13 protein-coding genes are annotated in these 13,715 nt (G+C 73.8%); 9 read left to right on the top strand and 4 right to left on the bottom strand.

Annotation, left to right across the window (positions count from 1 at the left end):
• Nucleotides 1–3 precede the first annotated feature (3 nt).
• The 4 genes from dnaJ (at nucleotide 4) to ACYU8I_RS15415 (ending at nucleotide 4,144) form a co-directional block, all read left to right on the top strand.
• Nucleotides 4–1,161: a molecular chaperone DnaJ gene (gene dnaJ, locus ACYU8I_RS15430; protein ID WP_460842466.1), complete on the top strand. Its 1,158-nt coding sequence runs from the start codon at nucleotides 4–6 to the stop codon at nucleotides 1,159–1,161.
• Complete coding sequence (locus ACYU8I_RS15425) at nucleotides 1,161–1,583, top strand: heat shock protein transcriptional repressor HspR (protein WP_460842463.1); 423 nt, start codon at nucleotides 1,161–1,163, stop codon at nucleotides 1,581–1,583. The genes dnaJ and ACYU8I_RS15425 overlap by 1 nt, the downstream gene beginning before the upstream one ends.
• 339 nt (nucleotides 1,584–1,922) lie before the next feature.
• Nucleotides 1,923–3,236 carry a hypothetical protein gene (locus ACYU8I_RS15420; protein WP_460842461.1) on the top strand — a complete coding sequence of 438 codons (1,314 nt, stop codon included), beginning with the start codon at nucleotides 1,923–1,925 and terminating at the stop codon, nucleotides 3,234–3,236.
• Nucleotides 3,233–4,144, top strand: coding sequence for an Abi-alpha family protein (locus tag ACYU8I_RS15415; RefSeq protein WP_460842459.1), 912 nt, complete (start codon nucleotides 3,233–3,235; stop codon nucleotides 4,142–4,144). The genes ACYU8I_RS15420 and ACYU8I_RS15415 overlap by 4 nt, the downstream gene beginning before the upstream one ends.
• A 15-nt stretch (nucleotides 4,145–4,159) precedes the next feature.
• On the opposite strand, the gene ACYU8I_RS15410 is transcribed toward ACYU8I_RS15415, so the two are convergent.
• Nucleotides 4,160–4,930 (bottom strand): response regulator transcription factor, encoded by a 771-nt coding sequence (locus ACYU8I_RS15410; protein ID WP_460842458.1) that lies wholly within the window; start codon nucleotides 4,928–4,930, stop codon nucleotides 4,160–4,162.
• 266 nt (nucleotides 4,931–5,196) lie between these two features.
• Here ACYU8I_RS15410 and clpB point away from each other — a divergent pair, with 266 nt between their 5' ends.
• Nucleotides 5,197–7,794: an ATP-dependent chaperone ClpB gene (gene clpB, locus ACYU8I_RS15405; protein WP_460842455.1), complete on the top strand. Its 2,598-nt coding sequence runs from the start codon at nucleotides 5,197–5,199 to the stop codon at nucleotides 7,792–7,794.
• Between the two features lie 138 nt (nucleotides 7,795–7,932).
• On the opposite strand, the gene ACYU8I_RS15400 is transcribed toward clpB, so the two are convergent.
• Both ACYU8I_RS15400 and ACYU8I_RS15395 read right to left on the bottom strand, forming a co-directional pair.
• Nucleotides 7,933–8,751, bottom strand: a complete 819-nt coding sequence (locus ACYU8I_RS15400) for a YidC/Oxa1 family membrane protein insertase (RefSeq protein ID WP_460842454.1) — start codon at nucleotides 8,749–8,751, stop codon at nucleotides 7,933–7,935.
• Nucleotides 8,752–8,793: 42 nt separating this feature from the next.
• On the bottom strand, nucleotides 8,794–9,093 hold the full coding sequence (locus tag ACYU8I_RS15395; RefSeq protein ID WP_460842452.1) for a hypothetical protein: 300 nt from the start codon (nucleotides 9,091–9,093) through the stop codon (nucleotides 8,794–8,796).
• Between the two features lie 56 nt (nucleotides 9,094–9,149).
• Between ACYU8I_RS15395 and ACYU8I_RS15390 the strand changes: the two genes are divergently transcribed.
• Nucleotides 9,150–10,274 carry a hypothetical protein gene (locus tag ACYU8I_RS15390; RefSeq protein ID WP_460842450.1) on the top strand — a complete coding sequence of 375 codons (1,125 nt, stop codon included), beginning with the start codon at nucleotides 9,150–9,152 and terminating at the stop codon, nucleotides 10,272–10,274.
• 121 nt (nucleotides 10,275–10,395) lie between these two features.
• Here ACYU8I_RS15390 and ACYU8I_RS15385 read toward each other — a convergent pair whose 3' ends face one another.
• On the bottom strand, nucleotides 10,396–11,580 hold the full coding sequence (locus ACYU8I_RS15385) for a pyridoxal phosphate-dependent aminotransferase (protein ID WP_460842447.1): 1,185 nt from the start codon (nucleotides 11,578–11,580) through the stop codon (nucleotides 10,396–10,398).
• Nucleotides 11,581–11,696: 116 nt separating this feature from the next.
• Here ACYU8I_RS15385 and ACYU8I_RS15380 point away from each other — a divergent pair, with 116 nt between their 5' ends.
• The 3 genes from ACYU8I_RS15380 to ACYU8I_RS15370 are packed head-to-tail and all read left to right on the top strand — an operon-like array spanning nucleotide 11,697 to nucleotide 13,682.
• Nucleotides 11,697–12,407, top strand: coding sequence for a class E sortase (locus ACYU8I_RS15380; RefSeq protein WP_460842444.1), 711 nt, complete (start codon nucleotides 11,697–11,699; stop codon nucleotides 12,405–12,407).
• A gap of 52 nt (nucleotides 12,408–12,459) precedes the next feature.
• Complete coding sequence (pyrE, locus tag ACYU8I_RS15375; RefSeq protein ID WP_460842442.1) at nucleotides 12,460–13,020, top strand: orotate phosphoribosyltransferase; 561 nt, start codon at nucleotides 12,460–12,462, stop codon at nucleotides 13,018–13,020.
• Entirely contained in the window at nucleotides 13,017–13,682 is a 666-nt protein-coding gene (locus ACYU8I_RS15370) for a DedA family protein (RefSeq protein WP_460842439.1), read from the top strand. The genes pyrE and ACYU8I_RS15370 overlap by 4 nt, the downstream gene beginning before the upstream one ends.
• The last annotated feature ends 33 nt before the right edge of the window (nucleotides 13,683–13,715 follow it).

Raw genomic sequence — 13,715 nt, 5'->3', positions numbered from 1 at the left:
ACCGTGGCCGGCAACGCCGACTGGGTCAACAAGGACTACTACGCCACGCTCGGCGTGGCCAAGGACGCCGACCAGGCCGCCATCAAGAAGGCCTACCGCACGCTCGCCCGGGAGAACCACCCCGACTCGAAGCCGGGTGACAAGGCCGCCGAGGACCGCTTCAAGTCGGTCGCCGAGGCCTACGACGTCGTCGGTGACCCCGGCAAGCGCAAGGAGTACGACGAGCTGCGCTCGGTCGCGGCCAGCGGCGGCTTCCCCGGGGGCTTCCCGGGCGGGTTCGGCGGTGGGGGCGGTGGGTTCCCCGGTTCCGGCGGGCCCGGTGGCTTCGACATCGGCGACCTCTTCGGCGACCTGTTCAACCGCGGCGGGGGCACCACGACCCGCACCCGTACGACGCGGCCCCAGCGCGGCGCCGACGTCGAGACCGAGACGTCGATCGACTTCACCGACGCCGTCGACGGCACGACGCTGCGGCTGCGGCTCTCCTCCGACGCGCCCTGCCCGACCTGCTCGGGCACCGGGGGCAAGCCCGGTACCCGCCCCCACGTGTGCGGCACCTGCGAGGGCGCCGGCTTCGTGACCGGCACCGCCGGCGGCGGCTTCTCGCTCAACGAGACCTGCCCGGAGTGCCACGGTCGCCAGCTCGTCTACGACGAGGCGTGCGCGACCTGCCAGGGCTCCGGGCGCGGCGTCTCCAACCGCACCGTCTCAGCCCGGATCCCTGCCGGGGTCAAGGACGGCCAGCGCATCCGGCTCAAGGGCAAGGGCGCGACGGGCGGCCAGGGCGGTCAGCCCGGCGACCTGCTCGTCACCGTGCACGTGCGTCCGCACCCGTTGTTCGGCCGCAGCGGCGACAACCTCACCCTCGACCTGCCCGTCGCCTTCGACGAGGCGGTGCTCGGGGCGGAGGTCAAGGTGCCCACGCTCGGTGGCGCCCCGGTCACCGTCAAGGTCGCCCCCGGCACCCAGAACGGCCGCAAGCTGCGCGTGCGCGGCCGCGGCGTCGCCAAGCGCGACGGCTCCAAGGGCGACCTGCTCGTCACCGTCGTCGTCGACGTGCCGACCGCGCCCACCGAGGCGGTGCGCGAGGCCGTGGCGGCGTACCGCGAGGCCCGCGGCGGCGACGACCCCCGCGCCGAGCTCTTCCGCGGCGGTGCGTGATGGCGACGCGTCGACCCGGTCGTGACCGCGTCCCGGGCCCCACGGTCCCGGTCTACGTCATCAGCGTGGCCGCCGAGCTGACGGGCCTGCACCCGCAGACGCTGCGGCAGTACGACCGCGCGGGCCTGGTCTCGCCCGGCCGCACCGGCGGCGGCGGTCGCCGCTACTCGCTGCGCGACATCGAGCTGCTGCGCGAGGTCGCCGACCTCACCGCGGCCGGCATCGGCCTCGAGGGCGTACGTCGCATCCTCGAGCTCGAGAACCAGGTCGGCGCCCTGCGCGCCCGCAACGCCGAGCTGCGCCAGCAGGTCGCCGACCTCTCCGCCACGCTCGAGCTCACGCTCGGCACGCTGCGCGAGAAGCGCCCCAACCTCCCGGCGCTCCGCCCCCGCGGCACCCTCACCCCCTTCGACCCCCGCTGACCCCACTGACCGGGGACCTCTGCTGTCCCCCTCCCTGAGGTGCGAGCGAAGCTGGGCCTCCGCTCCCTGAGGTGCGAGCAGCGCTGCTTCTCCGCTCCCTGAGGTGCGAGCGGGGTTGCTTCTCCCCTCCGTGAGGTGCGAGCGCAGCTGCTCCTCCGCTCCCTGAGGTGCGAGCGGAGCGAGCCACGAAGGGGCGCCCCTCGTGACACCCAGCTCGGCGCTCCTCGGGGAGCGGGTGCGGGCCGGTCGGGGCTGTGTCCGCCATCTCGGTGACCGGGAGGGCTACTGGTCGTTAACCTCAGCGCAACGCACGCCGTGCGAGGGGAGGGGAGGGCCGGGATGCTGCCGCTGGAGGTCGACTGGCTCTTCCAGCGCGCCGACTGGCTCCACGTGCTGACGGTCCCGGTGTTCACCGGCGTCGTGGGCTTCCTCATCAACTGGTCGGGCCTGTGGATGCTCTTCAGCCCGGTGCGCTTCCACGGGGTGCGTCTCCCGGGCATGCTCCAGCTCGCGCGGGTGCTGCCGCGCAAGGTGCAGGAGGTGCCGGGCATCCTGCAGGGGGGCCTGGGCTGGCAGGGGATCGTGCCGGCGCGGGCGGCCAAGATGGGCTCGATCGCCGTCGACAAGGCGATCGCCAAGCTGGGCACGCCCAAGGAGTTCTACCAGCAGCTCGAGCCCGAGAAGATCGCCGAGCACATCGTGACCGTCTTCGAGCCCGAGCTGCCGACGATGATCAACCAGGTCATGCGGCGCGAGCACCCCGCGCTGTGGCGCGACCTGCCCCCGCGGGCGCGGCAGGCCGTCGTACGCCGCGTGCAGTCGCAGCTGCCCGGCATCGTGCGCAACGTGACCGACGAGATCGGCGAGCACATCGACCAGCTGCTCGACCCCAAGATCATGGTCATCAACCACTTCCAGCAGAACCCCGGGCTGGTGGTGCGCATCTTCCGCGACTTCGGGCAGCGCGAGCTCAACCTGATGGTGGCGTTCGGCTTCGTGTTCGGCTTCGCCCTCGGCGTCCCGCTGGCGGTGGCCGACCACTGGATCGCGCAGTGGTGGGTGCTGCCGGTCTTCGGCGTGGTCGTCGGGTGGATCACCAACGCCCTCGGCATGTGGTTGATCTTCGAGCCGCCGGAGCCGCGCCGCATCCTCGGGATCAAGGTGCAGGGGTTGTTCCTGCGTCGGCAGAGCCAGGCCGCCGAGGTCTACGCGCGGATCATCGCCGACGACGTCATCACCCTCGAGAACATCGGCGACTTCCTGCTCGACGGTCCCCGCGGCGACCGCACTCGGCAGATGCTGGCCGACGCGATGCGCCCCGCGATCGACAACGCCGCCGGGCCCGTGCGGGGCGCCGTGCGGGTCGCGGTCGGGCCGCGCCAGTTCGACAACATCCGCGAGGCCGTGGCCACCGAGGCGGTGCAGCGCACCGGCGGCGCCTTCAAGGACCCTGAGTTCAGCAAGCAGCAGGCCGAGAAGATCAACGCCCTCGTGGCCCGGCGCACCAAGGAGCTCCCGCCGCGGGACTTCGTGGAGATGATGCGCTCGGCCATCAAGGAGGACGAGTGGATGCTGTACGCCCACGGCGCGATCATGGGCTTCGGCGGCGGCCTCCTGCACCTGGCGCTGCTGGGTACGGGAGGACCGTCATGAGCGTCGAGGGTCCCGGCCCCCGCGAGGTCACGAGCCGCGACGGTCACCGCCGCGACGCCCAGCCGGCACTGCGCGAGACCGCCGAGGCCCTGCCCGGCGTGGCGCGCATCGCCGCCACCGCTGCCGCCCGCTCCGCCGCCTGGTCGATCGGCTCGGGGGTGCGCTCGGGCCGGTTGCTGGCGCGTGCCCTCACCGACCGCGACGCCGCGGGCGAGCTGGTGCAGGGCGTCGCCCACGACGTGGCCGAGGCGTCGCGCACCGTCAGCGAGGTGGCCCGCGCGGTCGCCGCCGGCGTGCCCGTGCCGAGGGCGCTGCTCGAGGCCACCGAGCAGCTCAGCAACGTCGTCATCTCCGCCGCCGACCCGACGCCGGTCGAGCGCGAGCGCGACCGCACGCTGCGCGAGCGCGGCGAGGACCTCCTGCAGCGCTCGCGCGACGTGTGGAGCGACCCGGAGGTGCACCCGGCGTACGGCCGCATCCTCGACGACCTCGCCCCCGACGAGGCCCGCATCCTGCTGCTCCTGCTGCGCGGCGGTCCACAGCCGTCGGTCGACGTGCGCACCGGTGGCCCGGTCGGGCTGGTGAGCTCGGCGCTGGTCGCGCCGGGCATGTCGATGATCGGCGGTCGGGCAGGCCTGCGCTACCCCGACGAGGTGCCGGCGTACCTCAACAACCTGTTCCGCCTCGGGCTGATCTGGTTCTCCCGCGAGCAGCTCGACGACCCGATGCAGTACCAGGTGGTCGAGGCGCAGCCCGACGTGCTCGACGCGATGCACCGGGTGCGCTTTCCCAAGGTGGTGCGGCGCAGCATCCACCTCACGCCGTTCGGCACCGGCTTCTGCCGGGCCTGCCTCGTCGACGAGGCCGAGGTCGCCGGCCTGCCGGCGCACCAGGTGCCCGAGGACTGACGGGGCCGTCGCCCCTCAGGGCTCCGTCGACGGCGCCACGACGAGCACGAGCGCGTCGGGCGTGCGGGTCAGCGTGATGCCCAGCGGCCGACCGTCGCGGCGCACCTGCTGGGTGCCCTCGACGAGCGCCAGCTCGGGCAGGGGCTCGTGCAGCCCGCTGCCGACCGGTACGGCGCCCAGCAGGCGCTCGGCGGCGGGGTTGGCGTGACGCACGGTCAGGGTGTCGGCGTCGACCTCGACGACCCCGAAGGGCACCGCGGCGAGCCAGGCGGGGGAGACACCGACCGCCTCGGTGCGGGCGCTCGGCACCACGCTGAGGTCGGGCGCGGCACCGCAGGAGGGGGTGGCGTCGTCGGGCACCGCGCCGTCGACCACGCTGAGGTGAGGGGCCGCGGGCTGCGCCTGGGCGACCGCTTCGCGCACCTGGGCGATGGTGGCGCGCAGCGACGAGCCCTTCTCGAGGTAGCCGTGCGCCCCGAGGGCACACGCCCGGGCGCCGGTCGCAGCGGCGTCGAAGCCGGAGAGCACCAGCACCACGGCGTCGGGACAGGCGCCGAGCACCAGCGGCAGCGCCTCGAAGCCGTCCATCACCGGCATGGCCAGGTCGAGCAGGACGAGGTCGGGCTGCGTCTCGCGGACCACCTCGAGGCCGGTGCGGCCGTCGCCGGCCTCGCCGACCACGCGGAACTCGTGCTGCTCGAGGGCGAAGCGCAGCAGCTCGCGCAGGTCGGTGGTGTCGTCGACGAGGACGACGCGCACGACCTCCGGCTGGGGCACAGCGCTCACGGACACGACCTCCTCTGCTCGACGGGACGCGTCCGAGGCTAGGCGGACCACCGCCATCGCGTGGGCAAACCGATCAAGAGGTCAACCAGGACCGACGCTCACACCAGGCGAAACGCGGCAAGCCGGGCTTCGCGCCACGCTGGGCCCGAGGTCGTCGCAGTGCCGGACGTGTGTCAAAGTTGAGGGGAACAGACTCAACTCTGTGGGAGTTGCACACGTCGTGGGGCCCGGCGGTCGAGCCCCGCCTGAGCCCGGAGGGGAAGAGAGTGGACGCGAGCAAGCTGACCTCGCGCAGCGTCGAGGTCGTCAACGCCGCCAGCACGCTGGCGGTCAACACCGGCAACCCGCAGGTCGAGCCGGCACACCTGGCCGACGCGCTGCTGCAGCAGGAGGGCGGCATCACGCGCTCGCTGCTGTCGAAGGCCGACGTCGACACCGCGGCCGTCGAGCTGGCCGTCGCACGCGCCGTCGCCGGACTGCCCCAGGTCAGCGGCAGCAGCGTGCAGGCGCCGGGGGCGAGCGGTGGCCTGACCCGGGTGCTGGCGAAGTCGCTCGAGCTCGCCGACGGGCTCGGCGACGACTACGTCGCGACCGAGGTGCTGCTGCTCGCGCTCACCGTCGTCGAGAGCCCGGTCCGGTCGCTGCTCGCGCAGCACGGCGTCACCGAGGGCGCGGTCCGCGCCGCGATCACCGCGGTGCGGGGCAGCCGCACCGTCACCAGCCAGGACGCCGAGGCGTCGTACGAGTCGCTGGAGAAGTACGCCGTCGACCTCACCGCCCGTGCCGAGGAGGGTCGGCTCGACCCGGTCATCGGACGCGACTCAGAGATCCGCCGGGTGGTGCAGGTGCTCTCGCGCCGCACGAAGAACAACCCGGTGCTCATCGGCGAGCCCGGCGTCGGCAAGACCGCCGTCGTCGAGGGGCTCGCCCAGCGCATCGTCGACGGTGACGTGCCCGACTCGCTCAAGGGTCGTCGGCTGCTGTCGCTGGACCTCGCGGCGATGGTCGCGGGGGCGAAGTACCGCGGCGAGTTCGAGGAGCGGCTCAAGGCCGTGCTCGAGGAGATCACCGCGGCCCAGGGGCAGGTCATCACCTTCATCGACGAGATCCACACCGTCGTCGGTGCGGGCGCGGGCGGCGACTCCGCGATGGACGCCGGCAACATGCTCAAGCCGATGCTGGCGCGCGGCGAGCTGCGGCTGGTCGGCGCGACGACGCTCGACGAGTACCGCGAGCGCATCGAGAAGGACCCCGCCCTCGAGCGGCGCTTCCAGCAGGTCTTCGTCGGCGAGCCGAGCGTCGAGGACACCGTGGCGATCCTGCGCGGGCTGCAGGAGCGCTACCAGGCGCACCACAAGGTCGAGATCACCGACGCCGCGCTGGTGGCCGCCGCGATGCTCTCCGACCGCTACATCTCCGGGCGGCAGCTGCCCGACAAGGCCATCGACCTCGTCGACGAGGCGGCGTCGCGACTGCGCATGGAGATCGAGAGCAGCCCGGTCGAGATCGACCAGCTGCGTCGCGCCGTCGACCGGATGCGGATGGAGGAGCTCGCGCTCGACCGCGAGACCGACGCCGCGTCCGCCGACCGGCTGCAGCGGCTCCGCGCCGACCTCGCCGACCGCGAGGAGGAGCTGCGCGGGCTCGAGGCCCGCTGGGAGCGCGAGAAGGCCGCCCTCGAGGGTTCTGGCGAGCTGCGCGCCCAGATCGACGACCTGCGCGTCGAGGCCGACCGGCTGCAGCGGCAGGGCGACCTCGCCGCCGCCTCCGAGATCCTCTACGGCCGCATCCCCACCCTCGAGCAGCAGATCGAGACCGCCGAGAGCGTCGGGACCGTCGAGGACCCGATGGTCAACGAGAAGGTCGGCCCGGCCGAGATCGCCGAGGTGGTCGAGGCCTGGACCGGCATCCCCACCGGTCGGCTGCTGGAGGGCGAGACCTCCAAGCTGCTGCGGATGGAGGACATCATCGGCGAGCGGCTGATCGGCCAGCGCCGCGCGGTCGCGGCGGTCAGCGACGCCGTACGCCGCTCGCGCGCGGGCATCAGCGACCCCGACCGGCCCACCGGGTCCTTCCTCTTCCTCGGCCCCACGGGCGTCGGCAAGACCGAGCTGGCCAAGTCGCTGGCCGACTTCCTCTTCGACGACGAGCGGGCGATCGTGCGCATCGACATGAGCGAGTACGCCGAGAAGCACTCGGTGGCCCGCCTCGTCGGCGCCCCGCCCGGCTACGTCGGCTACGACGAGGGCGGCCAGCTGACCGAGGCGGTGCGCCGTCGGCCCTACTCGGTGGTGCTGCTCGACGAGGTCGAGAAGGCCCACCCCGAGGTCTTCGACGTGCTGCTCCAGGTGCTCGACGACGGCCGGCTGACCGACGGCCAGGGCCGCACCGTCGACTTCCGCAACACGCTGCTGATCCTCACCAGCAACCTGGGGTCGGCCTACCTCGTCGACGCCGCCCTCGGCGACCCGCTGCTCGACACCGAGAAGCGGCACGACGCGGTGATGGCGGTGGTGCGCGGCTCCTTCAAGCCGGAGTTCCTCAACCGGCTCGACGAGATCGTCATGTTCGACGCCCTCGGCCGCGACGAGCTCGCCCACATCGTCGACCTGCAGCTGGCCGCCTTCGACGCCCGGCTCGCCCCGCGCCGCATCACCGTGCAGGTGACCGACGCCGCCCGGGCCTGGCTCACCGAGGAGGGCTACGACCCGGCGTACGGCGCCCGCCCGCTGCGCCGCCTCGTCCAGACCGCCATCGGCGACCCCCTCGCCCGCCTGCTCATCAGCGGCGAGGTCACCGACGGCCATACCGTCACCGTCGACCGCCCCGAGGGGGCGGACGACCTGGTGCTGGCGGTGGGGTGACGCGGACCGCAGTCGCCTGGCGAAGTCCGCGAAGTCCCCGGTGAACCGGGGACTTCTGACTGGATCGGCCTTGATCAGGGCCGATCCAGTCAGAACGAGGTGCTCCAGTGGTGCGCCTGTGACTCCTGGTACGACGCCTCAGCGCGCCCGCCGCGCGGCAGCCGGCGAGCCGGGGGTGGGGGCGAACCGCCAGACCGCGGCCGACCAGCCGAGGGTCCAGGTCTGGTGGGCCACCCACAGCACGAGCAGGGCGACGGGCACGACGGCGCCGGCGAGCAGCAGGCCGGCGGCGGAGGCCAGCGGCAGCAGCTGCTGGGTGCTGGTCATCGCCTCGGCCAGCGCGGGCCGGGCGCCGTCGGGCACGGCGAGCGGCAGCGTGTTCTGCGCGACGAAGACCCGCTGGGTGACGTACGACAGCAGGGCGGCCGTGGCGGCCAGCGCCGCCACCACCGCCAAGCGCGTCGGTCCGCCGCCGAGGTAGCCCGACGACGCGAGCGGTACGCCGGCCAGGGTCGCCGCCCCGAACGAGGCCACCAGTGCAGCGTCCAGCAGCCCGGTCGGGAGGCCGGCGGCGGCGTGCGAGACCAGCTGGAACAGCCCGACCCACACCGGCAGCTGGGCCAGCGCGGGCAGGCAGCCGAGCCGCGAGACGCCGTGCTCACGGGCGACCCGGCGGCGCTCGGCCAGGTGCTCGCGCAGCGCGTCGGGGTCACGGCGGCCGCGGTAGCGCCGGGCCAGCGCCTCCTGGTCGGGCCGGGCCCGCGCCGCGGCGTGGGCGGAGCGCACCGCGAGCACGACGAGCGGCAGCACGCACAGCCGAGCCACCACGACGACGGCGGCGAGCGCGAGGCCCCAGGTCAGGCCGGAGGCGGGATCGAGACCGGCGGAGGAGAGTGCGGAGTGGGCGGTCGCGAGGACCGCGGCGAGGGCGTGCGTGACGGGATCGAGGACGGACACGGTGGTGCTCCTGGGGGGTGGGGGTCGGCTGGCGCGGAGGCGTCAGCGGACCCCGGGAGCACGCGGTCGGCGCGGGTGGTGCTCGACGTCGAGCACCAGGGCGCGGCGCGTGGGCCAGGCGGCGTACGCCGTCGGCGGCAGCGCCCCGCCGACCCGCAGCGCCACCAGCGGCAGGCGCAGCGCGAGCGACGCCGCGACAGCCAGGGCGAGCACGCCGAGGACGACGGGAACGGCCGTCGGCTGCGGCGACAGCGGCGCGAGGAGGAGCGCGAGGCCCGCCACGAGGCCGCCGGCCACGACGAGCGCGTAGGGGAGCGGCAGCCGGGGCGGGCGCGCGTCCATGCCGCTGATGGTACGGCGCCGCGCCGCGCCACCCGGCGGTTGAGAGGATGAGCGGCATGAGCGAGAAGACGTCGGCCCGTCCCCGCCAGGTCACCTGGGGCGCCGCGTTCGCGGTGAGCGGCTCGCTCTTCCTCGTCGTCATGGTCTTCGAGGGGCTCGGCAGCCTGTCCTCGGTGCAGCTGCGCGAGCAGCTCGAGGAGGCGATGAGCAGCTCCGGCTTCCGGGTCGACGTCGACCTGCTGCTGCAGGTGATGCGCTGGAGCCTGTACGTCACCGCGGTCGCCGCGGCCGTCGCCTTCGTCAGCGGCATCTTCGCCTGGCAGCGCCACCGCGGCGCCCGGGTCGCGCTGTCGGTCGCGGCGGTGCCGATCCTGCTGACGACGCCGATCACGGGCGTGTTCCTCGGCCTGCTCGTCGCCATGGGCACGACGTCGCTGTGGTCGGGCCCGGCGCGCGACTGGTTCGCCGGCCGGCCGGTCCGCGAGGTCGCGCCGCGCGGACGCACCGCGCCGCCGCCGACCGACCGGGCCCCCGAGACCCCGCCCGCGCCGCCCGCCGGCGTCTCCTCGGGCACCTCCTCCGTCCCGCCCCCGCACCAGGGGTACGGCGACGCCCGTCCCGCGCCGCTGCCGGTGGCACCACACCATCCGCCGGCCCCCTACGGCCAGCACCCGGCGCCGTACCCCGACCCCACCCAGCCGGGCGGTCCCTGGTCGAGCACCCCGGGCGACCGCGCCCCCGCCCAGGTGCGGGTCGCCGTCGCCCTGACCTGGGTCGGCGGCGCCGTCGTCGCGCTCGCCATGGCGGCCACGCTGGCCGTGTGGCTGCTCGCCCCCGACACGCTGCGCGGCGAGCTCGAGCGCACCGCCCAGGCCGACGGGATCCAGGTGCCGGTCGGGATGCTCGACGCCGTCGTGTGGACGATGGTGCTGATGTTCGGCGGCTGGGCCGTCGCCGCCTGCGTGCTCGCCGAGCTGGCCCGCCGCCGCCACGACTGGGCCCGCTGGCTGCTCGTCGTCTCGGCCGTCGTGGCCGGGGTGCTGGCGCTGGTGAGCATGCCGTTCGGCATCCCCGTCGTGATCCTCTGCGCCGCCACCGTCGGCCTGCTGTTCCACCCCCGCTCGCGGGCGTGGTTCGCCGCCCGCGACCACGGGCTGTCGCCCCCGCCCCCGCAGCGCTAGGAGGCGCGAATTCCCCGGTCAGCCGGGGAATTCGTCAGTTGAGGCCCGAGATCCCGGGGCACAACTGACGAAACAGGTGCACTAGTCGCCCGCGCGGCGTGCCGGTCGGACGAGCGCGGGCCTAGCGGGCGAGGTGGCCGGCGGCGAGGCGGGCGAGGCCGTCGTCGATGACGGAGCGCTCCTTGCAGAAGGCCCAGCGCACGAGGTGGCGGCCCTCCTCGGACCCCTCGTCGTAGAACACCTGCGAGGGGATCGCGACGACCCCCGCGCGCTCGGGCAGGGCGAGGCAGAAGGCCATGCTGTCGTCCCAGCCGAGCGAGGAGACGTCGGTGGTGGCGAAGTAGGTGCCCTGCGGCACGAACACCTCGAGGCCCAGCCCGGCCAGGCCGTCGCAGAGCACGTCGCGCTTGACCGCGAGGTCGGCGCGCAGCGCGGCGTGGAACTCCTCCTCGTGGGTCAGCGCGTGCGCGATGGCCGGCTGGAACGGGGCGCCGGAGGAGTAGGAGAGCCAGTTCTTCGCGCCCTCGACCGCGGCGACGAGGTCGTCGGGACCGGTCGCCCAGCCGATCTTCCAGCCCGTGAGCGAGAAGGTCTTGCCCGAGCTCGAGATCGTCAGCGTGCGCTCGGCCATGCCGGGCAGCGTGCAGATCGGCACGTGCTCGTGGTCGTCGAAGACGAGGTGCTCGTAGACCTCGTCGGTCACCACCACCAGGTCGTGGCGGCGCGCGACGTCGGCGACCGCCTCGAGCTCGGCGCGCGTCATCACGTGGCCGGTCGGGTTGTGGGGGGTGTTGAGCAGCACCACGCGGGTGCGGTCGGTGACCGCCGCCTCGAGCTCGGCCGCGTCGAGGCGGAAGTCGGGCGCCCGCAGCGTGACGGGGCGTCGTACGGCGCCGGCGAGCTGCAGCATGGCGCGGTAGCTGTCGTAGTAGGGCTCGCACACCACCACCTCGTCGCCCGGGTCGGTCAGGCCCAGCACGGCGGCGGCGACCGCCTCGGTCGCACCGGTGGTGACGACGACCTGCTCACGACCGAGGCTGATGCCGTAGTGGCGCTCCTGGTGGGCGACGACCGCGTCGAGCAGCTCGGGGGTGCCGTGGCCGGGCGGGTACTGGTTGCGGCCCGCGCGCATCGCGTCGTACGCCGCCTCGAGCACGCGGTCGGGGCCCGAGACGTCGGGGAAGCCCTGGCCGAGGTTGACCGATCCGGTGCGCACGGCGAGCGCCGACATCTCGGCGAAGATGGTCGAGCCGACCCCGTCGAGGCGGCGGGCGGCGCGACTCGGTCGGGACGGGGTGGCGGTCATGGCCCGAACCTACCCACGGCCTCCGACAGCGCGACGCCCCCGCCGGACCCGGCGTGGGTCGACGAGCACGGGCGAAGCCCCGTCGCGGCGACCGGCCTTCGGTCACAATGGCTCCCATGTCGACCGCCGTCACCCCCGGGACCCCCCGGCGCCGCGGTCGGCCCAGCCCCGCACGCCGGGCCGTGACCTGGCTCGGGGTGACGATGATGCTCGCCGGCGTCGTGATGATCGGCTACGTGGGCTGGCAGTTCTACGGCACCAACTGGACCTCCCAGCGCGCGCACACCCAGGTCACCGACGAGCTGCAGCAGCAGTGGGAGCGTGGCGGGCAGCGCCTCGAGCCGGCGTACGTCCCGCAGGGCCAGGCCTCGGCGCTGATCCGGATCCCGGCCTTCGGCGACGACTACGTCGTGCCCGTCCTCGAGGGCACCAGCGACGAGGTGCTCTCCCGGGGCTACGGCCACTTCGAGGGCACCGCCAACCCGGGCGAGAAGGGCAACTACGCCCTCGCCGCCCACCGCGTCACCCACGGCGAGCCGCTGCGGCGCATGCCCGAGCTGCGGCCCGGCGACGAGGTGGTCGTCGAGACCGCCGAGGCGACGTACACCTACGAGCTGACGACCGACCCCAACCGGCTCGTCATCCCGTTCACCGGCATCTGGGTGACCGACCCGCTGCCCAAGAACCCCGACGGCGGCGTGCAGCCCGAGCAGGAGCCGGGGCAGCGCCTGATCACGCTGACGACGTGCTCCGAGCTGTTCCACACCGACAACCGCATGATCTCCTTCGGCATCCTCGTCGACACCGAGCCGAAGACGCAGGCCTGAGCGCCGTACGCCGCTCAGGCAGCGCCCAGGAACGCTCGCTAGCGTGACGCTCATGCCTGACGAGACCCCGGACACCGCCGCGGACCGTGGCCTGGCGGCCGACGTCGACGCCGCCTGCCGCCTGACCGGGGAGTTCACGCTCCGCTCGGGGCAGGTGGCCTCGGAGTACTTCGACAAGTACCTCTTCGAGTCCGACCCGGCGCTGCTCGCCCGTGTCGTCGACGCCATGGCTCCGCTGGTGCCCGAGAACACCGAGCTGCTCGGCGGTCTCGAGCTCGGCGGGGTGCCGATCGCGACCGTGCTGGCCACCCGCACCGGCCTCCCGGCCCTGTTCGTGCGCAAGCAGGCCAAGACCTACGGCACCTGCAAGCTGGCCGAGGGCCCCGACGTGGCCGGTCGCCGGGTGACCCTCGTCGAGGACGTCATCACCACGGGCGGCGCCGTGCGCGACGCGACCCGGGCGCTCCGCGAGGCGGGCGCCGTCGTCGAGACCGTCGTGTGCGCGATCGACCGCAGCCCGGAGGGTGAGGAGCCGCTGGCCGACGTCGGTCTCGAGGTGCGCCCGGTGCTGACCAAGGCGCAGCTCGACGCCGCGCGCGAGGCCCGCACGTGATCGCGGTCCCGCTCTCGGCCGCCGACGGCCAGGACCTCACCGGCATCTCCGGCTGGGCCGTCGACGTGATGGAGAAGCTGGGCGGGCCCGGCGCGGGGCTCATCGTCGCCGTCGAGAACGTCTTCCCGCCGATCCCCAGCGAGATCATCCTGCCCCTCGCCGGGTTCACCGCCAGCCGCGGCGACTTCACGCTGTGGGCGGCGATCTTCTGGACCACGCTCGGCTCGATGGTCGGGGCCGTGGCGATGTACTACATCGGCTTGGCGTTCGGCCGCGACCGGATGTACTGGGTCTGGGAGCGGATCCCGCTGGTCAAGACCGAGGACCTCGAGCGCACCGAGGCGTGGTTCGCCAAGCACGGCACCAAGGCGGTGTTCTTCGGCCGGATGGTGCCGATCTTCCGCAGCCTGATCTCCGTGCCGGCGGGTCTGGAGCGGATGTCGATGCCGCTCTTCCTCGTGCTGACGCTGGCCGGCAGCCTGATCTGGAACACCCTGTTCGTGCTGCTGGGCTTCTTCCTCGGCGAGCAGTGGCCCCGCATCGAGCCCTACACCGGCGCCTTCCAGAAGGTCGTCGTCGGCCTCGTGGTCCTCGGCGTCGCGTGGTTCCTCGTCAACCGGGTGCGCTCGGTCAACCGCGAGCGGCGCGCCCGACCCCGATGACCGAGCCCTTCGTGACGCCCGCTCGTCCCTCGC

The organism is Nocardioides marmoraquaticus (assembly GCF_054777915.1).
Note: the sequence above shows the minus strand (reverse complement) of the source record. Positions and strands in the feature narration are given on the sequence as shown.